Annotated in this window: 20 protein-coding genes; 13 read left to right on the top strand and 7 right to left on the bottom strand. The window is 59.0% G+C overall.

Translation table 11 applies throughout. The features are described from left to right. The first annotated feature begins 31 nt into the window (after nt 1-31). The 4 genes from B9A24_RS11315 (at nt 32) to hpf (ending at nt 2,871) form a co-directional block, all read left to right on the top strand. Nucleotides 32-1,171: an acyl-CoA dehydrogenase gene (locus B9A24_RS11315; protein WP_084445793.1), complete on the top strand. Its 1,140-nt coding sequence runs from the start codon at nt 32-34 to the stop codon at nt 1,169-1,171. A 132-nt stretch (nt 1,172-1,303) separates the two neighbouring features. Beyond that, nucleotides 1,304-1,498 (top strand): 30S ribosomal protein S21, encoded by a 195-nt coding sequence (gene rpsU / locus B9A24_RS11310; protein ID WP_084445790.1) that lies wholly within the window; start codon nt 1,304-1,306, stop codon nt 1,496-1,498. Between the two features lie 137 nt (nt 1,499-1,635). Beyond that, complete coding sequence (locus B9A24_RS11305) at nt 1,636-2,523, top strand: tyrosine-type recombinase/integrase (protein WP_084445787.1); 888 nt, start codon at nt 1,636-1,638, stop codon at nt 2,521-2,523. Between the two features lie 48 nt (nt 2,524-2,571). Next, the gene (hpf, locus tag B9A24_RS11300; RefSeq protein ID WP_084445783.1) at nt 2,572-2,871 is read left to right on the top strand and encodes a ribosome hibernation-promoting factor, HPF/YfiA family; all 300 of its coding nucleotides are present in this window, start codon (nt 2,572-2,574) and stop codon (nt 2,869-2,871) included. Between the two features lie 81 nt (nt 2,872-2,952). On the opposite strand, the gene metK is transcribed toward hpf, so the two are convergent. From metK to B9A24_RS11275, 4 genes are all read right to left on the bottom strand, one after another. Further along, nucleotides 2,953-4,212 carry a methionine adenosyltransferase gene (gene metK, locus B9A24_RS11295; protein ID WP_084445780.1) on the bottom strand — a complete coding sequence of 420 codons (1,260 nt, stop codon included), beginning with the start codon at nt 4,210-4,212 and terminating at the stop codon, nt 2,953-2,955. Nucleotides 4,213-4,657: 445 nt separating this feature from the next. Beyond that, nucleotides 4,658-7,150, bottom strand: a complete 2,493-nt coding sequence (locus B9A24_RS11285) for a S9 family peptidase (RefSeq protein WP_084445775.1) — start codon at nt 7,148-7,150, stop codon at nt 4,658-4,660. Nucleotides 7,151-7,311: 161 nt separating this feature from the next. After that, on the bottom strand, nt 7,312-7,776 hold the full coding sequence (locus tag B9A24_RS11280) for a GNAT family N-acetyltransferase (protein WP_084445772.1): 465 nt from the start codon (nt 7,774-7,776) through the stop codon (nt 7,312-7,314). Nucleotides 7,777-7,918: 142 nt separating this feature from the next. Continuing rightward, a complete protein-coding gene (locus B9A24_RS11275) occupies nt 7,919-9,604 on the bottom strand; it encodes an amidase (RefSeq protein ID WP_084445769.1) in 1,686 nt (561 codons plus the stop codon). Between the two features lie 153 nt (nt 9,605-9,757). Here B9A24_RS11275 and B9A24_RS22675 point away from each other — a divergent pair, with 153 nt between their 5' ends. Next, nucleotides 9,758-10,438, top strand: a complete 681-nt coding sequence (locus tag B9A24_RS22675) for a PQQ-dependent sugar dehydrogenase (RefSeq protein ID WP_234997208.1) — start codon at nt 9,758-9,760, stop codon at nt 10,436-10,438. Continuing rightward, nucleotides 10,332-11,129 carry a PQQ-dependent sugar dehydrogenase gene (locus B9A24_RS22325; RefSeq protein ID WP_234997220.1) on the top strand — a complete coding sequence of 266 codons (798 nt, stop codon included), beginning with the start codon at nt 10,332-10,334 and terminating at the stop codon, nt 11,127-11,129. The genes B9A24_RS22675 and B9A24_RS22325 overlap by 107 nt, the downstream gene beginning before the upstream one ends. 38 nt (nt 11,130-11,167) lie before the next feature. Here the strand turns inward: B9A24_RS22325 and B9A24_RS11265 are convergent, their stop codons facing one another. Further along, complete coding sequence (locus B9A24_RS11265; RefSeq protein ID WP_084445766.1) at nt 11,168-12,160, bottom strand: cation diffusion facilitator family transporter; 993 nt, start codon at nt 12,158-12,160, stop codon at nt 11,168-11,170. Between the two features lie 251 nt (nt 12,161-12,411). On the opposite strand from B9A24_RS11265, the gene B9A24_RS11260 reads away from it, so the two are divergent. The 5 genes from B9A24_RS11260 to B9A24_RS11240 all read left to right on the top strand — a co-directional run bounded on the left by B9A24_RS11260 (nt 12,412) and on the right by B9A24_RS11240 (nt 18,125). Further along, nucleotides 12,412-13,758, top strand: coding sequence for an Nramp family divalent metal transporter (locus tag B9A24_RS11260; RefSeq protein WP_084445918.1), 1,347 nt, complete (start codon nt 12,412-12,414; stop codon nt 13,756-13,758). 106 nt (nt 13,759-13,864) lie between these two features. Beyond that, nucleotides 13,865-16,165: a TonB-dependent receptor gene (locus tag B9A24_RS11255; protein ID WP_084445763.1), complete on the top strand. Its 2,301-nt coding sequence runs from the start codon at nt 13,865-13,867 to the stop codon at nt 16,163-16,165. 45 nt (nt 16,166-16,210) lie between these two features. Beyond that, nucleotides 16,211-16,684 (top strand): hypothetical protein, encoded by a 474-nt coding sequence (locus B9A24_RS11250; protein WP_084445760.1) that lies wholly within the window; start codon nt 16,211-16,213, stop codon nt 16,682-16,684. Nucleotides 16,685-16,702: 18 nt separating this feature from the next. Then, nucleotides 16,703-17,212 (top strand): thioredoxin family protein, encoded by a 510-nt coding sequence (locus tag B9A24_RS11245; protein WP_084445757.1) that lies wholly within the window; start codon nt 16,703-16,705, stop codon nt 17,210-17,212. A 67-nt stretch (nt 17,213-17,279) separates the two neighbouring features. Next, nucleotides 17,280-18,125, top strand: a complete 846-nt coding sequence (locus B9A24_RS11240) for a transporter (RefSeq protein ID WP_084445756.1) — start codon at nt 17,280-17,282, stop codon at nt 18,123-18,125. A gap of 153 nt (nt 18,126-18,278) precedes the next feature. Here the strand turns inward: B9A24_RS11240 and B9A24_RS11235 are convergent, their stop codons facing one another. Together B9A24_RS11235 and B9A24_RS11230 are read right to left on the bottom strand one after the other, a co-directional pair. Further along, a complete protein-coding gene (locus B9A24_RS11235; protein WP_084445753.1) occupies nt 18,279-18,482 on the bottom strand; it encodes a hypothetical protein in 204 nt (67 codons plus the stop codon). A 211-nt stretch (nt 18,483-18,693) separates the two neighbouring features. Beyond that, a complete protein-coding gene (locus tag B9A24_RS11230) occupies nt 18,694-21,297 on the bottom strand; it encodes a lamin tail domain-containing protein (RefSeq protein WP_084445750.1) in 2,604 nt (867 codons plus the stop codon). Between the two features lie 203 nt (nt 21,298-21,500). Between B9A24_RS11230 and B9A24_RS11225 the strand changes: the two genes are divergently transcribed. Next, nucleotides 21,501-22,499, top strand: a complete 999-nt coding sequence (locus tag B9A24_RS11225) for an aspartate-semialdehyde dehydrogenase (RefSeq protein WP_084445747.1) — start codon at nt 21,501-21,503, stop codon at nt 22,497-22,499. Between the two features lie 253 nt (nt 22,500-22,752). After that, nucleotides 22,753-23,658: an energy transducer TonB gene (locus B9A24_RS11220; RefSeq protein ID WP_084445745.1), complete on the top strand. Its 906-nt coding sequence runs from the start codon at nt 22,753-22,755 to the stop codon at nt 23,656-23,658. Nucleotides 23,659-23,713 lie beyond the last annotated feature (55 nt).

Raw genomic sequence — 23,713 nt, 5'->3', positions numbered from 1 at the left:
CATTACCACCCACCCATATCACTTCCCACCCATGGAATTAGTAGCTACCGAGAACCAAACAATGATTGCCCAGATGGTGCGCGACTTCGGTGCCGCCCATATCAAGCCCCGCATGATGGAATGGGACGAAAGCCAGGAGTTTCCCATTGATGTATTCAAACAACTGGGTGATTTAGGTCTAATGGGCGTGCTGGTTCCGCAGGAATATGGCGGCTCCGGCTTCGGCTACGTTGAATACGTAACTGCTATTTCCGAACTGGCGAAAATTGATGGTAGCATTGGCCTGTCGATGGCCGCGCACAACTCCCTTTGCACGGGTCACATACTTCAATTCGGCTCAGAGGAGCAGAAGCGCAAGTGGCTACCAAAATTAGCTTCGGCGGAGTGGATTGGTGCCTGGGGCTTGACTGAGCCTAATACAGGATCAGATGCTGGCAATATGCGCACGGTGGCCGTTGAGGATGGTGATTACTATGTTCTTAATGGAGCGAAAAACTTCATAACCCACGGCAAAAGCAGCAACATCGCTGTTGTTATTGCCCGCACCGGTGAGGTAGGCGACTCACATGGCATGACGGCGTTCGTGATTGAGAAGCCCACCGAAGGCTTTACGCACGGTCGGAAGGAAGATAAGTTAGGTATGCGTGCTTCCGAAACCACTGAGTTGATCTTTACAGACTGTCGCGTGCCGAAAGAGAACATTCTGGGCGAAGTAGGTGACGGGTTTATCCAGTCGATGAAGGTGCTGGATGGGGGGCGAATTTCTATCGCGGCCCTGAGCCTGGGTATCGCACAGGGGGCGTTTGAGGCTGCTACGCAGTATTCTAAGGAGCGTCATCAGTTCAACCAGCCTATTTCCAACTTTCAGGGCATCGCGTTCAAGCTGGCTGATATGGCTACCGAAATTGAAGCGGCAGCTTTGCTGACCTACCGTGCTGCTGATATGAAGGATCGAGGCCTGAACGTGACCCAGGAATCGGCTATGGCTAAGCTATATGCGTCGGAGGTATGCGTACGGGCCGCGAATGAAGGGGTGCAGATCTTTGGCGGCTACGGCTACACCAAGGATTATCCAGCCGAGAAATATTACCGCGACTCTAAGCTTTGCACCATTGGCGAAGGCACTTCCGAAATCCAAAAGCTGGTGATTGCCCGCACGCTGCTGAAATAGGCTTTGTTGATTCTTTTCTTTCGCGGGTTCTGGCAGCTATTGATCAGGAATCTGCGTAAGCATTTTTAAATCTTCAAAATCTGTGATTATCTTTGCCCCCCTTAACAGAAAGTTTTCAACTCCACTGCATATATGATCATCGTTCAAATCAAAGATAACGAGTCGGTTGACCGGGCTCTGAAGCGTTTCAAGAAAAAATTTGAGCGCACAGGTGTGCTGAAGGAACTGCGTCGTCGTACGTTCTTCCAGAAGCCTTCTATCACGAAGCGGAAGCAGAGAGAGAAAGCCGTGTACAAGCAGACCATGTACGCTACTGAAAATTACTAGCGTTTAGCTTAACAAGCTTTTCGTGATAACCGGCTGATTTGCTTACTCAAGCTAATCAGCCGGTTTTTTCGCGTCCAAAAATCCCGATTTAAATTCTTACATTGGATAATTGCCCCCCAGCGGCTGAACCCCTGCGTATGAATTTGTTTTTCGACTATCTGCGGTTTGAGCGGCGCTTCAGCCCGCACACGGTAATATCTTACGAAACCGATCTTCGGCAATTCTCCGAATACCTGCTCACGACCTACGAACTGCCTGATCCTGCTCAGGCTGACCATATGCTTATTCGCTCCTGGATAGTGGAGTTGATGCAGCAGCAGCGCGACCCGCGCACGGTGAATCGGAAGATTGCCTGCCTTCGCTCCTACTTCAAGTACTTATTGCGTACGGGCACTATTCAGCGCAACCCGATGCTGCGCATTACTTCGCCCAAAACGGCTAAGAAGCTTCCTGACTTTGTGCCCGAGGATGCGCTGAACGGCCTGCTCAACAGCTTTCAGTTTGCCGATTCGTTTATCGGCTCCCGCGACCAGCTTATTCTAGAGCTGCTCTACGGTACTGGCATTCGGCTTTCGGAGTTGATTGGGATTCGTCACGACGATCTGAGCTTGGCAGGCCGTACGGTACGCGTGACGGGCAAAGGCAACAAACAACGAGTGGTACCCCTAAATCCGACCCTCCTTATAGCGCTGAAAAACTATATAGCACGTAAGCAGGCCGAATTTGCCCCCCTTGACAACGCCCGCGGTTTTCTCCTCGTTACGGATAAGCTAGAGCCGCTGTACGAAAAGCTCGTGTATCGCACCGTGAAACAGTATCTGAGCCAGATAACCACTGCCTCGTCGCAGCAGCACCCGCACGTACTGCGGCACTCATTCGCTACGCATTTGCTGAACAAGGGTGCCGATTTGAACGCCATTAAAGAGCTACTTGGTCATGCGAATCTGGCGGCCACGCAGGTGTACACGCACTTGTCCATCGACAAGCTCAAATCCGTATTTGACAAAGCCCATCCGAAGGCTTAAGTAACTAGTTGAGTGTTTTCCTTTCTATTTACCAAACCCCTATTTCCGATGAAAGTACAGATGCATTCGGTGCATTTCACCGCCGACCAGAGCCTACTTGATTTCATCCAGAAGCGTCTCGATAAGCTCGAAACCTTCTACGACCGTGTAACCGAAGGCGAGGTTATCATGAAGCTGAACAATAAGGACGGGATTGATAATAAGACCGTTGAGCTCAAAGTGTTAGTGCCCGGCAGTACGCTGTTTAGCCAAGCGGATGCGGCCACCTTCGAGGCGGCCACCGACGAAGCAGCAGAGGGCTTACGTCGTCAGATAAAAAAACACAAGGAGAAGCTAACCAGCCATTAAGGCTAGATAAGGATACAGCATAAGGGCACCCTTCCACTGCGGAAGGGTGCCCTTATTAGTTAGCGCGGATGGCCGTTTGGCTTAGAGTCCAAACTCAGCTTTAATCTTATCTACGTAATCCAGTTTTTCCCAAGTAAAGGTTTCGTACGTGCGGGTTTCGCCGTTGGCGAGCTTCACTTCGGTGGTGCCAGCTTCGCGGCCCATATGACCGTAAGCAGCAGTTTCACCAAAGATGGGATTCTGCAGACCAAAGCGCTGTACGATAGCGAACGGACGCATATCGAACAGCTTGTTCACCTTATCAGCAATTTCACCATCGGTGAGCAGGCCATTGCTGCCCTTGGCTTTCGTTGTGCCATACGTAGTCACGTATAAACCAACGGGCTGGGCTACTCCGATAGCGTACGCTACCTGCACCAGCACCTGGTCGGCTACGCCGGCAGCCACCAGGTTTTTGGCGATATGACGAGCCGCATAGGCCGCTGAGCGGTCAACTTTCGAGGAATCTTTGCCCGAAAAAGCCCCGCCGCCGTGAGCACCTTTGCCGCCGTAGGTATCCACGATAATCTTGCGGCCCGTCAGGCCGGAGTCGCCGTGGGGACCGCCGATAACGAACTTGCCGGTAGGGTTGATGTGATAGGTAATCTGATCAGTGAAGAGCTGATTTACATCGGCGCTCAGGCCAGCTTTTACGCGGGGAATCAGAATGTTGCGGATATCCTCCGAAATGCACTTCAGCATGCCCGCTTCCGACTCGTCGAAGTCGTCGTGCTGGGTGCTGACCACGATGGTGTCGATGGCCTCGGGCGTGTTGTCGTCGGCGTAGCGAATGGTTACCTGCGATTTGGCATCAGGGCGCAGATAAGTCATCTCTTTTCCTTCCTTGCGGATAGCCGCCAGCTCGCGCAGCAGGCGGTGCGACAGATCCAGAGCCAAGGGCATATAGTTATCGGTTTCGCGGGTAGCGTAGCCGAACATCATTCCCTGGTCGCCGGCACCTTGCTCCTCGGGGCTCTGGCGCTCTACTCCCTGGTTGATGTCAGGTGATTGCTCATGCAGGGCCGACAGGATGCCGCAGCTTTCCGCTTCAAACTTATACTCCGCCTTGGTATAGCCAATGCGCCGAATCACGTTGCGGGCAACTGACTGTACATCTACGTAGGCCTTGGATTTTACTTCACCGGCTACCACTACTAAGCCAGTGGTTACCAGCGTCTCGCAAGCGACTTTTGAATCAGGATCCTGACGAAGAAACTCATCGAGAATAGCGTCAGAAATCTGGTCGGCAACTTTATCGGGATGGCCTTCCGAAACAGACTCGGAAGTGAACAAGTAGGACATCAGTGTCGGAATAGAACGTCGTCGGTGAAAAAGAAACTTCGCCATGGCGGCGGGCCGCAAAGCTAACGGAAATTGACGAAGGAAATACGCACAATGAAAAGCCCCCCAGCCCCTAGTAGGTGAAAGCAAATTGCCAGCTTTCACCAAAACCCTTCGTCTGGGTAGCCAATTTGACATTCTGCTTCGCCTGGAAAATATTTCCAGTCTGCTTTTCGTATTGCTTACGCTGTTGGCGGTTCTGCCCGGTTTTGGTTAGCAACGCGCTTCTTACCACACCAATTTTGCTATTGACGCGCCCATTGCGGGCGCTCTGAACATCGATAACCAGCCGCCCCTGGAGCTTCTCGGCTACCGCGGGGTTTCGCCTGAATGCGAACACCGACGCGGTATCGAAGCATTAATACAGAGACAACAGATTATGAGCTAAAAAAGCTCATAATCTGTCTTATTCGCCGCCGCCACTGCTACCCGCCGCACCCGTACCGGCCTGCTTCAGATTCGTCTCGAACAGCTTCAGAATCCGCTTGTACTCATCGGTCCAGGAGCTGGGCTCCACAAAGCCATGGTCCTCGACGGGATACACGGCCAGCTCCCAGTTTTCCTTTTTTAACTCAATCAGGTGCTGGGTGAGGCGCACGATGTCCTGAAAATGCACGTTGGTATCGACCATGCCGTGGCACATGAGCAGAGCGCCTTTCAGGCCCTCAGCGTGGTAGATGGGCGAGGAGCGGGCGTAGGCCAGCGAGTCATTGTAGGGCTCGTTGAGGATGTTGTCGGTGTAGCCGTGGTTGTAGTGGGCCCAGTCGGTGACGGAGCGCAGGGCAGCCCCGGCCTTGAACACGTCGGGCTGGGTGAACATGGCCATAAGGGTAATAAAGCCGCCGTACGAGCCCCCATAAATGCCGATACGCTGGGGACTGACGCCGTATTTCTCCGTCAATAACTTAGCGCCATCCACCTGATCGGTGAGGTCTTTGCCGCCCATAAAGCGGTAGATACCCGTGCGCACGTCGCGGCCGTAGCCGCTGGAGCCGCGGTAATCGATGTCGAGCACGGTATAGCCCTGGTCGGCCAGCAGGTTATGAAACATGTACTCGCGCGGGTACTGGCTCCACCACTTATGCGCGTTCTGCAAATAGCCCGCGCCATGCACGAAAATCACGGCCGGACCCTGGGCCACCGCGTTGGTGGGCCGGTAGAGGCGTGCGTACACGTCGGCCCCGTCGCGGGCTTTGATGGTGATGACTTCGGGCTCGCGCCAGGCGTAGCTTTTGAACTCGGGAGTGAGCGAGCTGGTCAGCTGCCGCATTTTAGCCCCCGGCTTATTGTCCATCACAAACAGTTCCCAGGGCTTGTTGGCGGCGCTGTAGCGCACGGCCAGCGTCTTCTCATCGGGCGAAACGGTGACTTCGTGGGCACCGGGCAGCGTTGTAATCTGCGTCATTTGCCCCCCGGCCACCGGCATCCGGTAAAGCTGCTGCTCGCCGGGGTGGGTTTTGTTGGCCGTCAGAAACCAGGTTTTTTTATCCCTGGAAAGCTCGGCTTTCTGAATCTCAAACTTGCCGCTGGTCAGGGCTTTGCGCTGCTGATTGGTCACGTCCACGGTATAGAGGTGGCTGTAGCCGCTTTCCTCGCTCTGAAACCACACGCGCCGGTTGTCGGGCAGCCAGCCCACGTTGCCGGCCCCGTAGCCGATGCCTGGCCCGTTGATCCAGGCCTCATCGCGCTGCCGGTCCAGGAGCGTAATTTTCTGGGTGCTGGGGTCGAGGGCCACGATCCAGCGGTCCTTGTTGTCGGCCGAGCGCATGACCAGAAACGCCCGCTCCCCATTGTCGGACCAGAACGGACCAAAAGGAGCCACGCGGCGCAGCTCGGTGGCGGGCTTTTCGGCCTTCTGAGGGGCATTTTTGGCCGTTTTGGCGGAGTCGGGGGCCGTGTTCGGGGCTTTGGCTTTCAGCTGATACTCCTTGCGGTAGGCGGGCAGCTCGTCCAGGCCTTTCAGATCGCGGTAGCCCAGCACGAAGGTCGTGTCGCGGCCGATGTCGTAGATGCCCAGCTCCAGGGCGGTTTGCGGCGCGCCTACCTTGGTGCGGCTCGAAATATCCTCCGTAAAGCCCGTGGCCGTTACGTAGTTAGGCACGATGGCCACCTTATTGCTGCCGGGCTCCTGCACCAGCGAATAAGTTACGAAGCGACCGTCAGGGCTGAGCTGGAGGTTGCGCACCGATTTAAGCCCCAGATAAATTGCTTTGGGCCGCAACTTATCTAGGGCCTTTTGCACCAGCTGCCGGGCCAGTTGGTCCTGGTCGCGCTGCTTGATTACCTGAAACAAAGCCAGCTGCTGGGCCTTCAGATACTTCTCCGACTGGTCCGTGGGCGAGCCTTTCGCCGGATTGTTGCCCTTGCGGAAGTCAGTGCGCTGCACGGTTTCGCCCGTGGCCGGGTTCCAAGTAAATAAATTGCCCCCCCGCGCGTAGCTCACCACCTGATCCTGCAAAGCAAAAGCCGCGTCCGATTCGCGCTCGGCCGTGTTGGTCACGCGCCGTACTTTACTGGTTTTAAGGTCGAGCAGATAAATATCGCCCTCCTTCTCATAGACTTTGCGGGCGAACTTCCGGTCGTACTGGCCTTCGCCGGGGGGCAAATTCAGCTGGTCGCGCAGGCTGATTTTGCGGGGCGCGCCGCCGCTTGGCGCTACTGCATACAGCGAATCGCGGCGGTTGTGGTCGGGGTTCCAGTTAAAGTAGATGCGCTTGCCATCCTCGCCCCAATAAATGGCAGAAGGAGCCGTCCCCATCCACTGGGCCGGGTCGCGCATGATTTTCTCGACCGTGAGCGGAGCCAGTGCGGCAGCCGGCGCGGCGGGTGGAGCTTGAGCAATAGCAGTGGAAACCGGCCCCAACAAAGCCAGCGTCCGCACGAGAAACGAAACGCGCATCAGTTCTTTAGAAAAATGAAATAGAGAAAGCTTGTCGCAAAATACGCAAGGCCGCGGCAAGGACAGGGATGAAAGGCGTCCGTTGCAACGAAAGGAATGTATCGCGAACCGAAGGACAGCGAAGCAGCCAGGCTTTGCCGTCCTTCGGTTCGCGCCATAGCTTAATGACTAGTCGGGACGCCGTACGGATTGGCGAAGCGTATCTCCAGAAACCGCTCCGGCTCGGCCAGGGGACTGAATCCGAACTGGGTATAGAGCGTGTGCGCGTCCAGGGTCGCCAGCAGATGGCGGCGCTGGCCCTGCAAATCGGGGTGAGCCCACACGCACTCCATCAGCCACTTCGATAAGCCCCGGCCCCGAAACTCAGGCAGCACGAACACGTCGCAGAGCCAAGTGAACGTGGCGCGGTCGGTGACGACGCGGGCGAAGCCGGCCTGGCGGCCATCGGGCGCGTACAGGCCGAAGTTGAGCGAGTTCTGAATGGCGCGCTCCAGCAGCTCGCGGGGCATATTGCGGGCCCAGTACGAGTCGTGGGCCAGGTAGTGGTGAATGGCGGCCAGGTCCAGCCGGGCCGGGTCGGTAGAAATGAGGTAGCCGTCGGGGCGTTGGTGGAGGCTGGGGGGCATTTTTCTAAAAAAGTCAGATCAATGATCGGGCGGTCATGCAGCGCAGCGCGAAGCACCTCGCGGGCTGATGCTGGATTAGTACTCCCACGTCAGCACGCGGGATGCTTCGCGCTGCGCTGCATGACGGACTAAATAAACAACCCTAAAAATTCAGCGGCGGGTGTTTTTCATCAAACTCCGTCGCGTCCTGATAAGCCTTTACCAGCGCCAGCAATTTGCCTTCTTCGAAAAGCTGCCCGCCAAACGTGATAGTGCTGGGCAGACCATTGGCCCGGAAGCCGTTGGGCACGACCACAGCCGGGTGGCCGGTCAGGTTGGTAATCAACAGGTTAGGACCGCCGAACGAAGGAGCCAGGTAGGCATCGAAGCCCTGCAAGCGCTTGTCTACATCCTCTATCAGCTGCCGCCGCACCCGCTGGGCCTGAATGTATTCTACGGCCGGAACGAAGCGGGCGGTCCGAAACGAGTTGGGCCAGGCGTTGCGGCCCTGATTGACCATGAGCGCGTCGCGGCCTGAGCGGGTCAGCTCGTCGAAGGCCGCGGCGCCCTCGGCGCTAAGCACGAAGCGCAGCTCGCTGCCGGGCAGGTTGCCCAAATCCAGAGGCACAAGCTGTACGCCCAGCTTGCGCAGGACTTCCAGCGCGGCCTGGTCGTTGGCTTTGGTGGGGTAGTCTTTGTCGAAATCAGCCTTCAGATAGCCGACGCGCAGCTTTTTGATGTCGGTATCGAAAGCGTACCGGAAGCCGGCGGGTATCATGGTGGTGGCCGGGTCGCGGGCATCGGCTCCGGCCAGGGCCGCGAAAACCAGGGCGCAGTCTTCGGCCGAGCGCGCCAGGGGGCCGACTTTATCCATGCTCCAGCTCAGGGCCATGGCTCCGGCTCGGCTCACGCGTCCAAAGGAGGGCCGCAGCCCCGTCACGCCGCAGGCCGTGCTGGGACTCACGATGGAGCCTAAGGTCTCGGTGCCAATGGCATACGGCACCAGTCCGGCCGCCACCGCCGACGCCGAGCCGGCCGACGAGCCGCTGCTGCCCTGGCTCAGGTCCCAGGGCGTGCGGGTTTTGCCCCCGTACCAGACGTCGCCCATAGCCAGCTCGCCCAAAGTGAATTTGGCTACCAAAACGCCCCCCGCTTCGCGCAAACGCGTCACCACGGCGGCGTCCTCGTCCAGCACCTGATCTTTGTAGGGCACCGAGCCCCAGGTGGTTTTGTAGGTTTTGGTGCTGAATAAGTCCTTGACGCCGAAGGGAATACCGTGCAACGGACCGCGGTATTTGCCGGCTTTAATTTCCTTATCGGCCTGGCGGGCCTGCTGCAGGGCCAGCTCCTCGGTCAGGGTGGTGACGCAGAACAACTTGGGGCCGTACTTTTTGAGGCGGGCCAGGAAGAATTGGGTCAGCTCCTCGGAAGAAACCTGTTTGGTGCGCACCAGCTCGCTGAGCTGGCGCACGGTGTAGAAGGCCAGCTCGTCGCGGCTGGCGGGCAACTTGATTTTGGCCATGGGGGGCAATTTGCCGGCGTCGGGGCGGGCGTTGGGCAGCATGGCCTGGCGCAGGCGCAGCGGCACGGGGTCGAAGACGAGCGCGGGAGACGTGCTGTTGGGCAGCTTCGCCTGGCGCAGCTGCTCGTAGCTCTGGCGGTTATCAGTGAGGCCGCGACGGGTGGAGTCGAGCTGGGCCTCAGTGAATTGCAGGCCCAGCACCTCCTGGGCGGCGCGCAGCATCGGGACGGTGATGGGGGGCAAATCGGCGGGCCGGGGCAGCAGGGCCCCCGCCCCGAAGCTGACAGCGCCGATAGCGAGCAGAGGCAGTAGTTTTCGTGTCGTCATTATTTTAGAAGAGAGCAGATGGGCGTGGAAGCGACTGGAAAGTACACCGGAAATAAGAATAATCCTTCCCGGACCGGGAGCAAGCTAATCCGAATCGGTTATTACCTCGTTAGTCATTTCGTCTCCGTTCAGCTGCCGCCACTTGTCTTCTCTATGAAAAAATTTGCCGCTCTTCTCCTGCTCATCAGCGCCGGGCTGATTAGCGCCGCCCCGGCCCAGACCACCACGTTTGCCGTCGGCAGCACCACGGTTTCGGTTACGCCCCTGGCCACCGGGCTCAGCATTCCGTGGGAGCTGGTGTGGGGGCCGGATGACTTTATCTGGATGACGGAGCGCAGCGGGCGCATCAGTCGCGTGGACCCTACCACCGGCCAGGTACTGCCCCTGCTGAGCGTGCCCGACGTGACGCCCACCGGCGAAAGCGGCCTGCTGGGCATGGTGCTTCACCCCGACTTTGCCACCACGCCCTTCGTGTACATCGTCTATAATTACACCGATAACAACCTCAGGGAGAAAGTAGTACGCTACACTTACAGCGCGGCCACCAATTCGCTCAGCGAGCCGCGGGTTCTGCTGGCCAACATTCCGGCTACCACCACCCATAGCGGCTCGCGCCTGCTCATCCTCCCCGACCGTACCCTGCTCATCACCACCGGCGACGCCCAGCTGCGCTCGGAGTCGCAGAACCCGGCCTCCCTTAATGGCAAGATTCTGCGCATCAATCTGGATGGCAGCATTCCGGCCAATAACCCCACGCCGGGCAGCCCCGTGTACACCCTGGGCCACCGCAACGCCCAAGGCCTGGTGCGCCTGCCTTCAGGTAAATATTTATAGCTCAGAGCACGGCGAGAATACCGACGATGAGCTGAACCTGGTGGAGGCCGGCCGCAACTACGGCTGGCCCACCGTGGAAGGCTTGTGCAGCTCGCCCGCCGAGCAAAGCTTCTGCGCCGCCAACAACGTGCGCGAGCCCCTGGTCGTCTGGACGCCCACGCTGGCCGTAGCCGGGCTCACCTACTACGATTCGCCAGCCATTCCGGAGTGGCGCGGTAGCTTGCTGCTGGCGACGCTAAAGGCCTCCAAACTCGTGCAGCTCTGGCTCAATGCCGCCGGCGACGCCGTGACGGGCCAACAGGATTTCCTGACCGGCTTCGGCCGCCTCCGGGCGCTGTGTGTGTCGCCGGCCGGGCGCGTGTACGTGGCCACCAGCAACGGCAATGACCGGATTCTGACCCTGGAAAACCGCGCCTCCGTGCTCAGCACCAAGTCGGCGGCCAACAACGCGGCCCTGGCGATCTGGCCCAATCCGGCCCGACAGACGGTGGCCGTTCGTCTGCCCGCCGCGCCGGCTTCTGCTACCACCGCCACCATCCACGATGCTCTGGGCCGGGTAGTGCGCACGGCCGAATTTGCCCCCCGGCAGACGGAAGTGAGTCTAAATCTGATGGGCCTGCGGGCGGGCGTGTACGTGGTGCAGGTGCGCAGCGCAGCCGGACAGTACGCGCGCCGGCTGGTGGTGGAATAGGCACAGTAGCACGGAGTGATACTCCGTGCTACTTCGCGTTACTCCGCCACCAGCCGGTGGCGCTCGTTCTTCACGGCGTTAGTCAGCGTCCAGCCTATCTCTTTGCTGAACGGATGATGGCGTACGGGGCACTCGGGCATGTGGCAGTGCGAGCAGGAAGTAAACGTGCAGGGGTCGGCGTGGACGAACATTTCCACCTCCACGTCGAAGCGCTCCCGAATGAGGGCTTCGATGTCGTTCAGCTCGTTGTGAATCTCGTCGAGGCTGAAGTAGTAGGGCATGGTCATGTGGCAGTCGATGTGCAGGTTGGCCCCGTAGCGCAGCACGCGCAGGTTGTGCACATCAATCCAGGCGGGACGGCGAAACTGCTGGAGCTCCCCGATTACTTCCCGCACCACTACCACGTCCGACTCATCCATCAGCCCGCCCACCGAGCGGCGCACCATGCGCAGGCCGTTCACCACGATAAAGCCCCCCAGCAGCAACGCCGCGCCCGCATCAAACAGCGCATTGCCGGTAGCCGCCACCAGCAGCAAAGCCACGCAGGACACCAGCGTACTTACCGCGTCCAGGTAGAGGTGCTGCCCGTCGCCCACCAGGGCCACCGATTTGAGCTGGCGCCCGGAGCGAATCAGCAGAAAGCCCACGGCCAGATTGACCAGCGCCGTAATGCTCAGCAGGGCAATACCCAGGTCGGGGCGGGCCACGGCGTGCGGCTCCAGAAAGGCCAGCGTGGCGCTGTAAAAGATGTAGAGCCCGGCAATCAAAATCAGCGCGCCCTCGAAGCCCACCGACAGATACTCCACCTTCCCGTGGCCGTAGGGGTGGTTTTCATCCTTGGGCAGGCCCGATAAGTACAGACTGTAAAGCGCAAACCCGCTGGTAAACACATTGATGATGGACTCCAGCGCATCGGTGAGCACGGCCTGCGAAGCCGTGAGCATATACGCGTAAAATTTGATGGCTACCAGCACCGCGCTTACCACAAGGGACAACACACCGAGGCGGAGCTTGGAGGCAGGAAATGTCATAGGGGCAAAATAAGGAGTTCTAAGCTCCGGCTGAAGCGTTGCCGCTTAGCTCATAAGAGAAAGCAGTAACACGAAAGCGGGGGGCAAAAATCCGCTAAAAAATCTACTTCCCCCGTCCGTGAAACATTTTTTGCGCGAATCAGTAATTAAGGTGTCTTTAAAAATAAATTTAGATCAACCTAAAAATACCGTACTTTGTGCCTACCTCTTCTCCCGCTACAGTGCCCCAGCCCGTTCAGGATTCCGTAAAAATGCCCCCCACGCCGCCCGTGTCCGCTCATCCGGGCTGGCGGCAGCCTCGGCACGCGCCTTCCCTGCGGGAAGTGTACGCGAGCATCAAGGTGCCGGCCCAGAATGCGTCGTTCTGGCGCAAGCTGTTCGCTTTCTGGGGGCCGGGCCTGATGGTAGCCGTGGGCTACATGGACCCCGGCAACTGGGCCACCGACATTGCCGGCGGCGCCCGCTATGGCTACACGCTGCTGTCCGTCATCCTGATTTCCAACCTGTTTGCCATGCTCCTGCAGCATCTGGCGGCCAAGCTCGGTATCGTGACGGGCCGCGACCTGGCTCAGGCCTGCCGCGACCATTATTCCAAGCCGGTGGCCATGGTGCTGTGGGTGCTCTGCGAAATCGCCATTGCCGCCTGCGACCTGGCTGAGGTTATCGGCTCGGCCATTGCCCTGAACCTGCTGTTTGGGTTGCCCCTGCCCTGGGGCGTGGTGCTCACCATTCTGGACGTGCTGGTGGTGCTGTATTTCCAGAACAAGGGCTTCCGCATTATCGAAAGCATTGTAGCGGGGCTGATCGTGGTGATTTTTGGCTGTTTTCTGTATGAGATCATTGCCTCGAACCCCGACTGGCTGGGCATCGCGGCCGGCCTGGTGCCCCAGACGAGAGTAGTAACCGACCCCGGTATGCTTTACATCGCCATCGGTATTCTGGGCGCTACGGTGATGCCACACAACCTGTATCTGCACTCCAGCATCGTGCAGACCCGCGCCATCGAGCAGACGGAAAGCGGCAAGCGCATGGCCATCAAGTTCGCCACCATTGATTCCACAGTGGCCTTATTTCTGGCGTTTTTCGTGAACGCGGCCATTCTGGTGACGGCCGCGGCGGCCTTTCACCGCAACGGCTACTTCGACGTGGCCGACATCAACGATGCCCACAAACTGCTGGCTCCGGTGCTGGGCGCGGGCGCGGCCAGCGTGCTGTTTGCGGTAGCCCTGCTGGCTTCGGGCCAGAACTCGACCCTGACCGGCACCCTGGCCGGCCAGATCGTGATGGAAGGCTTTCTGCACATCCGCCTGAAGCCCTGGCTGCGCCGCCTCATCACTCGCGGCATTGCCGTGGTGCCCGCTTTTATCGTCACGCTGCTGTACGGCGAGAAAGGCACGGGCGAATTGCTGGTGCTGAGCCAGGTTATTCTCTCCCTGCAGCTCAGCTTCGCGGTGGTGCCCCTGGTGCTCTTCACCGGCAGCCGACTCAAGATGGGCGTGTTTGCTAATTCGCCCGTTATCAAAGTGCTGGCCTGGATGGTTTCGGGCATTATCATCGTGCTGAACGCTTACCTGCTGTACGAGACGTTTTTGGGTTGACCAGTATGGCGTAGCGGCTTAGAATGTCCGCTACGCATTTTTTTGAAAATCAATTTAGACTCATCTAAATAAAATCTAAATATTCGTCTAAAATCACCTGCTCCTTATGAAACACATCTTCTTTCTTATTTTCTGCTTAATCCTGGCTGGTGTCGCCACGGCCCAGACGGCGACCGTGCGCGGCACCGTCCGTGACCGGGACGGCAAAGGCGTGCCTTTCGCTAGTGTAGCGGTGCCAGGTACCCCGCTGGGCACCTCAGCCAGCGAAGCCGGTACGTTCACCTTGCCGGGGCTGCCAGCCGGGCCGGTAAAGATCGTGGCGTCGGCCGTGGGCTACCAGCCGGCGCAGCGGGAGCTGACGGCCGTAGCCGGTCAAACCCAGACCATCACGCTCACGCTCACCGGCGGCCAGGAGCTGGGGGAAGTCGTGGTATCGGGCACCCTGCACCCGGTGAGCCGGCTGGAGTCGGCCGTGCCGGTGGAAGTCTACAACCCGACGTATTTCAAGAAGAATCCGACTCCTTCCGTATTTGAGGCGCTGCAAACCGTGAACGGGGTGCGTCCCCAGCTCAACTGTAACGTCTGCAACACCGGCGACATTCACATCAACGGTCTGGAAGGTCCCTACACGATGATCTTGCTCGACGGGATGCCCATTGTCAGTGGCCTGAGCACGGTGTATGGGCTGACGGGCATTCCCAATAGCCTGGTCGAGCGCATCGAGATTGTGAAAGGGCCGGCTTCCACGCTCTACGGCTCGGAGGCCGTGGGCGGCCTCATCAACATCATCACCAAAAATCCGGAGAAAGCCGCCGACCTATCAGCCGACGCCTTCGTCAGCGGCTGGGGGGAGCTGAACGCGGACTTGGGCGTGAAGACCAAAATGGGCAAAGTAACCTCGCTGCTGGGCGTAAACGGCTTCCTCTACGACCGGCCGCTGGACAAGAATGGGGATGGCTTCACGGATATCACCCTGGTCAAGCGCCTCTCCGTGTTTGATAAGCTGACGCTGGCCCGGCCCGAAAGTCGGGTGGCTTCGCTGGCGGCCCGCTATATGTACGAGGACCGGTGGGGTGGACAGCTCCGGTGGACCCCCGAGTTTCGGGGCGGCGACAGCCTGTACGCCGAATCCATCTATACCAGCCGGGCCGAGGTAATTGGGGCTTACCAGCTGCCGATCCGGGGGCAGAACGTGCTGCTTAATACCTCCCTGAACACCCATAATCAGAACTCGGTGTATGGCACCACCCTTTACAAGGCCCAGCAGAACATTGCCTTCGGCCAGCTCACCAGCACCCACCAGCTGGGCCGCAACCAGCTGCTGCTCGGGGCCGCCCTGCGCTACACCTACTATGACGACAATACGCCGGCCACCGCCAGTGCCGACACGCTGAACCCCCGCAACCAGGCGTCGGAGATCTGGCTGCCGGGCGTGTTCGCGCAAAATGAGCTGCGCTTCAACGACCGGCACACCTTGCTGATGGGCCTGCGCTACGACTACAATTCGCTGCACGGCAACATTTTCACCCCTCGCCTCAACTACAAATTCTCGCCCGACGCCCAGCAGACGTTTCGCCTGAGCGCGGGCAACGGCTACCGGGTCGTGAACGTGTTTACCGAAGACCACGCCGCCCTCACCGGGGCCCGCCAGACCGTGTTTGCCGGAGAATTGAAGCCGGAGCGCAGCTACAATGCCAACCTTAACTACCAGCGGCTCATCCCGGTGGGCCGGGGTCTGCTGGGCTTCGATGCCAGCGCCTTTTACACCTATTTCACCAACAAAATCACCCCGGACTACGAGACGAACGCTAATCAGCTGATTTACGACAACCTGCGCGGCCACGCCGTCTCGCGGGGGCTCACGCTAAATACGGATTTCACGTTCGGCTTTCCGCTCAAGGCCATTCTGGGCGTGACGGTGCTGGATGTCTACCAGGTGGAGCAGAACGCCGCCGGCGAGGACGAGCGCAGCCGTCAGCTGCTGGCGGAGCGGTTCTCGGGTACGTTCGCCATCAGCTACACGTTTGCCCAGGCGGGCCTGACCGTGGATTATACCGGCAACGTGTACGGACCCATGAAGCTGCCGCTGCTGGGTCCGCTGGACCCGCGCCCCGCTACCTCGCCCACGTTCAGCGTCCAGAACATTCAGCTTACCAAGCGCCTGGGCACGAAGCTGGAAGTGTACGGGGGGGTAAAAAACCTGCTCAACTTCCGGCCTGACCGCCGCTCCATCGCCCGCGCCTTCGACCCTTTCGACAAGCAGGTCCAGTTTGGGGCCGACGGCCAGGTGGTGCCGACGGCCAACAACCCCAACGCCCTGACCTTCGATCCCAGCTACGTGTATGCTTCCAACCAGGGTATCCGAGGCTTTCTGGGCCTACGCTACACGCTGCTCAAGGGCAAGTAACCAACACCTTTTACCTCTGTTACACGCCGCGCACGCGGTTTCTCCATGAGTTATACTGAAAGCAGAAGATGTCTGTTATTTGCCGGCCGGGCCCTGACGCGAGGACACTACCGGCGTGCGGCCGGCCGCTACGCCGAAGTAGTAGTCGGCCTGCAGCCGCAAGCCGATGTGGCCCGCCCGCTCACCCTGGAAGCGGTGCCGCTGGTGCGGCACTACGTGGTGGCCTGCCGGGGCATGGCCGCTGCCCTGTCACAGTTGGAGCATATCACCCCAGCCGAAGAAGTCTTGCTGGCCACGCTGAGCAGGCTACGGCGCTTGATCAGCAACCTAAGTATTCCAGCGAGCGGCCGGGTGCTGCTCCTCACCGAATACAAGGCCTGCTTCTACGCGCTGGTCGAATTCTACGCGGCCCACGAGCTACCCGAGCGATTAGCAGCCTATGTGCAGCAACACGCCGCCGAGCTGCAAAGCTGGCGGCGCGACCTGGACTTGCGGGCTGCGGCCCAACACCCCAACTAACTGACAAGCGGCCTCCTTATGTTGCTACCTCTGCGTGCTTTTCTCCTGTTGTCGCTCCTGCTGGCGTTGGGCGGCAGCCGCCCGCCCCATCCAGCGGGGGCCGTCCGCTGGCTCACCCCCCAGGCCCTGGCCGACAGTATGCGGGTGCGGCCCCGCCCGGTGCTGGTGAACATTTACACCCCCTCGTGCCGCTACTGTAAATTACAGGATCTGACCACGTTTCGGGATAAAGACGTAGTAAGCCGCCTGAATGCCCGCTTCTACGCCGTAGCCCTGAACGCGGAAAGTCGTGAACCCATCCGGCTGGGCGGGCACACCTTCACGTTTCAGGCCACGGGGCCTGATAACGGTGTACATGGACTAGCTCTGGCCCTGGCCCGCGACGAGCACGGGCAGGTAGTCTACCCCACCGTCGTCCTGTTGGATGAGAAATTAGAGGTGCGTGGGCGTTGGCCGGGGCTCATTAAAGCCGGACAGCTAAGGGCCGCCCTGAATAAGCTGGCTCCGGGGCCAGCCGCCGCGCCCTAGCATCTTTTGGGCCGCCGGCTGCGTAGGTGCTCCGGCTCCGGGTTGGGGCCGTTGCTTATTTACCTGAATGACCAAACTCTACTGGCTGCTGGTGGCGCTGCTGCCCCTGACTACCGCTTACGCCCAACGGCCCGCGAAGGGCACCGAGATGGATGGTTACTCGCTGTTCCGGCCCGTGCCGCGCGACTCCCTGCGCGACCTGCACCCCGACCGGCCCGGCGTCACGGAGAGCCCGTTTACCATCGACCCTGGCCATTTTCAGGTGGAAGGCGATTTTTTGCGGCTTCTCACTAGCCGCAGCGCAGGTAACCGAAGCCGTACCTGGCAGGTTACGCCGCTCGTGCTTAAGCTCGGCCTCTCTGATAAAACAGACTTTCAGGTAGCGCTGGAACCCTACACGATAGAAAAAGAATGGCCGCAAAACGAACCCCAGCAACGCCGCAGCGGCTTCGGTGACGTGGCGTTCCGCCTGAAGCGCAACCTCTTCGGTGATGATGACGAAACCCGCGCCGCGATGTCGGTCACGGGGTTCGTGCGTCTGCCTACGGGTGGAGGCGAGGGCGTGGGCGGCACTGAAATGGGCCTGGTGCTGCCCCTTAACTATCATTTGACTACCAGTTGGGATCTAACCGCTCAATTGGAAGGCGACCGGGCTTATGATCGGGAGGCCGGTCGTCACTACTTCCAGTTTGTGCCCGGCATTACAGCGGAGCATACTTTTACAGAGGCGTTGGGAGTGTACGGCGAAGTAGTAGGCCGTTGGAATACTCGCAAAAACGAGTGGCAGACCACCTTTAACTTTGGGCCAGAAATCAAGGTAGGCGAGAACATACAGTTCGATATGGGGGCGGTGCTGCCCGTCACGCCTGACACGGAACGCGAATTTTTCGTAGGTATCACCGTCAGAATATAATCCTGAGAGGCAGCTTTTTTACGGCAAAAAGTGGCTGAAGTATTCCTAAATGCTTCAGCCACTTTTGGTTTATGTGCTTTCCGGCAGCCGCTCAGGTGTTCTTATCGGTCAGCAGGGAACGGGATTAGGCCTTCCAATCCGTCAGCAGCCAGGTTATGACCGATACCCCAGCGCCCAGGTCAGGTTGCGCTCGGCGCTGCCAGCTTCAAAATCAAATAGCCAAGGAGCCGCCAGGAGCCCGATTCCCGTCAGCAGATCGAGCCAGCCGTGCACAGGAAAGGGCACCGACCGAAAAAGGCCAAATCGATAATCGGTGAGGAAGGTGAGCAGCAAATAGCCCCCGCCATTACATAGCATGCCGCATCTACGGCGGGCTCCAGATCAAACAGGATGCGGAAAAAGCTATACCGATGACGCCTTGTGCCATTGGGGGCAGGATTTTTATGGATAAACGCGGTAAGGCAACAATGGACACAAGCCGCGAATTTGTGCGTGGCCTGTGGTAGAAAGGTCTTGTTGACCTTACCTTGATTATCCATTTAGTGCTAGGCAAAAAGCCCCCACTCTGCTACAAGCGCCCCCCCAGCACCACGTTGCGCTTATAGACGTGCGTCTCGCCGCCCGCCACCCGATACAGCTCGATCAATAGCACATACGGCCCGATAGCAGCTTTGCGCCCCTGATCGGTGAGGCCATCCCACTGTAAAAAACCACTCATGGGGAAGGTTTCGTTGCGCATCAGGCGGCGGGTCAGTCGGCCCTGGGCATCATACACGGTAATGGAGGCCGCGTAGCCCGGATAGTCGAAGCGATAGGTGAGCGTCGTGAAGTCCTGCTGGCCGTCTTCGTCAGGCGTAAAAATTTCGGGCTCAATCTGGAAAAGCTTTGCGCCAGTGGGGTCGGCCTGGTATTGCGAGTTGGGCCGGCCAGGAGTAGCGTAGCCAACGGCGCTGGCCGCTGAGTGAAAATTGCCCCCCACGCTAGCTTCCGCCGCCCGAATGCGCTCCAGCGAGACGCCGTTGCGGTCGCTGAGTAAGGGCAAATGCTGCTTTTCGTCGTAGTGGAAGCGGTCGATAGCCTGGCCTTTCGCGTCCAGTACTACTACCGTGGCCGCGTCGTCGGGCAGACTGGGAAAACTGGCCATCGCCAAGAACGCGGCCGGATCGTGGGTGGGGTATTCGGTCTGCACCACATCGGGCCGGGTGGTAAGCACCAGCAGCTGGCCCGGCGCCAGGCCATAAGGCCCCGCGCTGATGGGGCTGGCGCTTACGCCAGCGGGTTGCTCTGTGCCTAGCTGCCAGCCCTGCACGTCGAGGTAATTATCCGACCGATTCAGCAACTCCACAAAATCGACGCCGCCGGTGCGCGGATTGAACAGGATTTCATTGATAACCACGTCGCCAGATTGAGCCGCTACGGGTAGGGCAAAAGGGGCAGCAGTAATTGGACCCGCGCCGTTGCCAGCGCAATCAGTAGCTCGCTGCACGGCCACGATCAGGGGTTGGTTGGGGGGCAAATTGGTAGTCAGCTGTAAATCGACAGTGCGAAAATCCGGTCCCTGCGGCGCTGCCCGCGTAACGGGCACCGCTGGCGTTAAGGCATACAGCCCGACGTTGGTGCTGGCCAGACTATCCAGCTTTTCTCCGAAAAACAGCCGCACGATAGTCGGTGTTAGGGCTACGGCGCGCAATAAAGCAGGCGCGGCGTGGTCAGGGTTAGTGGCCCGCACGGCGTTGGCGCGGGCGGGTGTTCCACCACTGTCGTCGGTGCTGGCGGTCCAGTTGCTGCTGCCAGCGCAGGGATTGGCAGGGTCTACCATTTCCAGGGCCCAGCCGCCTTCTTTTTTGCGTAAATCCTTGTACCAGGTGTCCGAATACGTGATTTCAAATAGCGTTTGTCCGTTACGAGCGCGCAGCACGAGCTGGTCGCCGGCGTTCGACAGGCTGGGGAAGTTCGTTAAGCCAAAGACCTTCCCAAAAGCAGCAAACTGACTAGCTCGCGTGCTCCCGCAGACCACGGCGTACTCACCCGGCAGTAGCGCGGCCCCGGCCGGAAAGACAGCCACTGTCGTGCTACCCGGCTTCAGCAGCCGCATCCCCGCCAGGTCCAGCACTGTGCCCGCCGTGGGGTTATGAATTTCTACGTACTCCGACGCGGGCAGCCCCACCACGGGCGTTTCATCAGCCATTATTTCGGTGATGAGTACCTGATTAAAAGCCGGTGCGACAGCAAAACCCTGATTCACGAAAACAGCCGTGAGCGGCCCGGCGGCTACTATACCGTTGGCATCGGTCACGTTGCGCGCTTCGAGCGTGTTATTTCCCAGCGGTAAATTCTCCCCTAGCGTCAGGTGCACCAGCGCCGGATTGGCCGCGTCGAGCTGGGCCGTAAGTACCGCCGGCCCGGCCACGAGGCGGTAGCTGGCCGCACTAGGGGCAGCATCTAAAGCTTCACTGAACAAGGCATCCAGCTGGCGCGGACCGGTGGGCGTAGCGCTCAGCAGGGCTGGCGGCACCGTGTCGGTGATGCGAAAATCGTCGAAGTAGAAATTCCGGCTGTTGGCGGAAGAGTACGTCAGTCGCACCCCGAAATAGGCGCTGCGCTGGTGCGTGGCATCGGTGGCCGTGCCGCCGGAGGTGAAATTTTGCCCCCCAGTCAGGTCGTGCTCCAGCACCCAGACATTCCCAGGGGAGCGTGTCACGCGTACACGCACGACGTTGTTGGTAGTTGATTTGAGCGACCCATCCTGGCCATTAATGACATACACGGGGCTGCCCGTCGCATCCTGGCGAAACAGACTTATCTCATCCAGAGTGCCACCTAGTCGCACGAAGTAGCCTTTAGTGCCGCTCGTTTTTAAGCTCGACTGATCAGCCATGAGCCAGATATCGGCCAGATTGCCCCCCGAAGTAGCCAGGCGCAGATTAGCATAAAACTCCCATGTGACGCCGTTAGCCGCGGTGCTGGGCGTGGCAAGCTGGAGGGTGGTGCCCGTTATGGCCGGGCCGTTGCTTTGCAGCTGTTGCTGCGGGTTGATCTGGAAGCTAGTCGCGTCGCCGGACCAGGCGGGATTCTGGGTAAAGTCGCCGTCAGTAAAGGAGTCGGTGAGCTGGGCAGTAGCGGATATAGAGAGGAGAAGAAGGAGAAATAAACTTAGTATTCGTGCTTTCATATGTAATACAATAGGCGTTCTTTATCATTCATATAAGCTCTCGGATAGGCTCGCGGCGGTTACTAGTTAATGGGGTGCGCTACTCATAACCGTCCGTTATTGGCGCGCCTCTGCAAGAAAGATACCGTGATACTGGATTTGCTTTCACCCGTATCTTTGCCCAGCTGCCGCATTGTTGGCCCGTTTCATCAATAGATTGTATCATGAAAGTTGCCGTTGTGGGTGCCACTGGCCTGGTGGGCACCGAAATGCTGAAAGTACTGGCCGAGCGTAACTTCCCGGTCACTGAGCTGCTGCCCGTGGCCTCCGAGAAGTCGGTGGGCCAGGAAATCGAGTTTCAGGGTCAGAAATACAAGGTAGTGAGCATGGACGCGGCCATCGCGGCCCGGCCCGCCGTGGCTATTTTCTCGGCCGGGGGTGGCGTCTCGAAGGAGCAGGCCCCGCGCTTCGCTGAAGTCGGCACCGTGGTTATCGACAACTCCTCGGCCTGGCGCATGGACCCCACCAAGAAGCTGGTGGTACCCGAAATCAACGCCAAAGAGCTGACCCCGGCCGATAAAATTATTGCGAATCCCAACTGCTCCACTATCCAGATGGTATTGGCCCTGCACCAGCTGCACGCGGCCTTCCAGATCAAGCGCATCGTGGTGAGCACCTACCAGAGCGTGACGGGCACCGGCAAAAAAGCCGTGGATCAGCTCCTGGAAGAGCGCGCCGGCCAGGCCGCTTCCAACCCCGCCTATCCCCACCCCATCGACCTGAACGTGTTGCCCCACATCGACGTGTTCGAGGATAATGGCTACACCAGGGAGGAAATGAAAATGGTGCGCGAAACCCAGAAAATCCTCGGCGACGATACCATTCAGGTAACGGCCACCGCCGTGCGCATCCCCGTAATGGGCGGCCACTCGGAAGCCATCAATGTGGAGTTTGAGCAGGAGTTTGAGTTGGATGAGGTGTACCGCATCCTGCGCGAAACCGACGGCGTGGAATTGGTTGATGATGTGGCCCGGAACCAATATCCGATGCCCAAGGATGCTCACGGTAAGGACGCGGTACTGGTCGGTCGCCTGCGCCGCGACGAGTCGCAGCCGCGCACGCTCAATATATGGGTAGTAGCGGATAACCTGCGCAAAGGTGCCGCCACCAATGCCGTGCAGATCGCGGAGGCGATGCTCAAAATGGGCTTGCTGACAGCATAGGTTTCTTATTCTATGTCTACACCTTGCTTCTACTGATGTCCTTTCCTTCGCGGTTTTTATTGTTAGGAAGTCTTTCCCTTGCTACGCATTCCACTCAGGCGCAGGAGAAAGCTGCTTCTACTGACTCAGTCTATACCTACATCGAGCAAATGCCCGTGTTTCCAGGCGGGCAGGAGGCCTTGCTGAAAGGTCTTGGCTCTACCATAGTATATCCTACCGAGGCATTGCAGCAGCGGCTTGAAGGCTCAGCTACGTGGTGGGGATCTCGGGCCGGTTGCAGGATGTGCAGGTAGCGAAGTCGGCCCATCCCCTACTCGACGCCGAAGCCGTACGGGCCGTGGGTACGCTGCCCGCCCACACTCCAGGCAAGCAATCTGGCCGCGCCGTGCCCGTTGCTTATACTCTGCCCATTACGTTTGAGCTTCCTGCCAACGTAGAGCAGATTTTGGCTGCACGCGCCGCCGCGCAGAGCGGGAAATTAGCTACAAGCAGCGCGCAGTTTCCGGGCGGACCGGAAGCGCTGCTGGCTTATCTAGCCGCTGTACCTTACCCGGAAGTGGCACGCGCCAGTCAGGCGGAAGGTCGGATATTTGTGCGGTGTAAGATTAGCGCGGAAGGTAAAGCGGAGTATATAGCCGCCATCCGGCCGGCGGAAAGCCCAAACCGTCGCAAAGCGCCCTTAGACAATAGCGCCATAGCGCAGCCGCTATTGATAAAAGCCGCCGAACAAGCCGTAGCCACTATGCTGCTCTGGAAGCCCGCTGTGCGAAACGGGATTCCAGCAGCAAGCACCCAGATGCTGCCCGTATACTTTTACCTGACGCCAACCCCGTCTGCCCCTGTTTACGTCTACGCAGATCAAATGCCTGTTTTTGAGGGAGCCGCTGATGATGAGCAACTTGTAGCGAACATCCAACGCAGCATCCGGTACCCGGCAGACGCGCTGCGCAATAGGAAGGGCGGTATTGCGCTAGCGTATTTTGAAGTGGACGAACAGGGAACAATGAGTCCGGTGAAGATTATTCAGCCGGTTTATTCGGCCATTGATGAGGAAGTCGCACGCGCCGTGAGCCGGCAGAAAGCCGTTAAGCCGGCGATGCACCAAGGCAAGCCAGTAAAGGTATTTTATGTGGTTCCCATCACTTTCGCTATTCTCTAGCTAGCAGCAGCTAGCCTACACCAAACGGCCGCTTCAAGCAAGAAGCGGCCGTTTT

The organism is Hymenobacter roseosalivarius DSM 11622, assembly GCF_900176135.1.
Lineage (GTDB): Bacteria > Bacteroidota > Bacteroidia > Cytophagales > Hymenobacteraceae > Hymenobacter > Hymenobacter roseosalivarius.
Note: the sequence above shows the minus strand (reverse complement) of the source record. Positions and strands in the feature narration are given on the sequence as shown.

Coding starts and splice junctions, on each gene's coding strand:
- B9A24_RS11235 (WP_084445753.1), bottom strand. CDS start 18,482: ATGCTATGTAATGGCGGGGGCTATTTGCTGCTCACCTTCCTCACCGAT.
- B9A24_RS22675 (WP_234997208.1), top strand. CDS start 9,758: ATGAAAAAATTTGCCGCTCTTCTCCTGCTCATCAGCGCCGGGCTGATT.
- B9A24_RS11280 (WP_084445772.1), bottom strand. CDS start 7,776: ATGCCCCCCAGCCTCCACCAACGCCCCGACGGCTACCTCATTTCTACC.
- B9A24_RS11225 (WP_084445747.1), top strand. CDS start 21,501: ATGAAAGTTGCCGTTGTGGGTGCCACTGGCCTGGTGGGCACCGAAATG.
- B9A24_RS11315 (WP_084445793.1), top strand. CDS start 32: ATGGAATTAGTAGCTACCGAGAACCAAACAATGATTGCCCAGATGGTG.
- hpf (WP_084445783.1), top strand. CDS start 2,572: ATGAAAGTACAGATGCATTCGGTGCATTTCACCGCCGACCAGAGCCTA.
- B9A24_RS11255 (WP_084445763.1), top strand. CDS start 13,865: ATGAAACACATCTTCTTTCTTATTTTCTGCTTAATCCTGGCTGGTGTC.
- rpsU (WP_084445790.1), top strand. CDS start 1,304: ATGATCATCGTTCAAATCAAAGATAACGAGTCGGTTGACCGGGCTCTG.
- B9A24_RS11260 (WP_084445918.1), top strand. CDS start 12,412: ATGCCCCCCACGCCGCCCGTGTCCGCTCATCCGGGCTGGCGGCAGCCT.
- B9A24_RS11275 (WP_084445769.1), bottom strand. CDS start 9,604: ATGACGACACGAAAACTACTGCCTCTGCTCGCTATCGGCGCTGTCAGC.
- metK (WP_084445780.1), bottom strand. CDS start 4,212: ATGTCCTACTTGTTCACTTCCGAGTCTGTTTCGGAAGGCCATCCCGAT.
- B9A24_RS11240 (WP_084445756.1), top strand. CDS start 17,280: ATGACCAAACTCTACTGGCTGCTGGTGGCGCTGCTGCCCCTGACTACC.
- B9A24_RS11305 (WP_084445787.1), top strand. CDS start 1,636: ATGAATTTGTTTTTCGACTATCTGCGGTTTGAGCGGCGCTTCAGCCCG.
- B9A24_RS11230 (WP_084445750.1), bottom strand. CDS start 21,297: ATGAAAGCACGAATACTAAGTTTATTTCTCCTTCTTCTCCTCTCTATA.
- B9A24_RS11265 (WP_084445766.1), bottom strand. CDS start 12,160: ATGACATTTCCTGCCTCCAAGCTCCGCCTCGGTGTGTTGTCCCTTGTG.
- B9A24_RS11250 (WP_084445760.1), top strand. CDS start 16,211: ATGAGTTATACTGAAAGCAGAAGATGTCTGTTATTTGCCGGCCGGGCC.
- B9A24_RS11285 (WP_084445775.1), bottom strand. CDS start 7,150: ATGCGCGTTTCGTTTCTCGTGCGGACGCTGGCTTTGTTGGGGCCGGTT.
- B9A24_RS22325 (WP_234997220.1), top strand. CDS start 10,332: ATGGCAGCATTCCGGCCAATAACCCCACGCCGGGCAGCCCCGTGTACA.
- B9A24_RS11245 (WP_084445757.1), top strand. CDS start 16,703: ATGTTGCTACCTCTGCGTGCTTTTCTCCTGTTGTCGCTCCTGCTGGCG.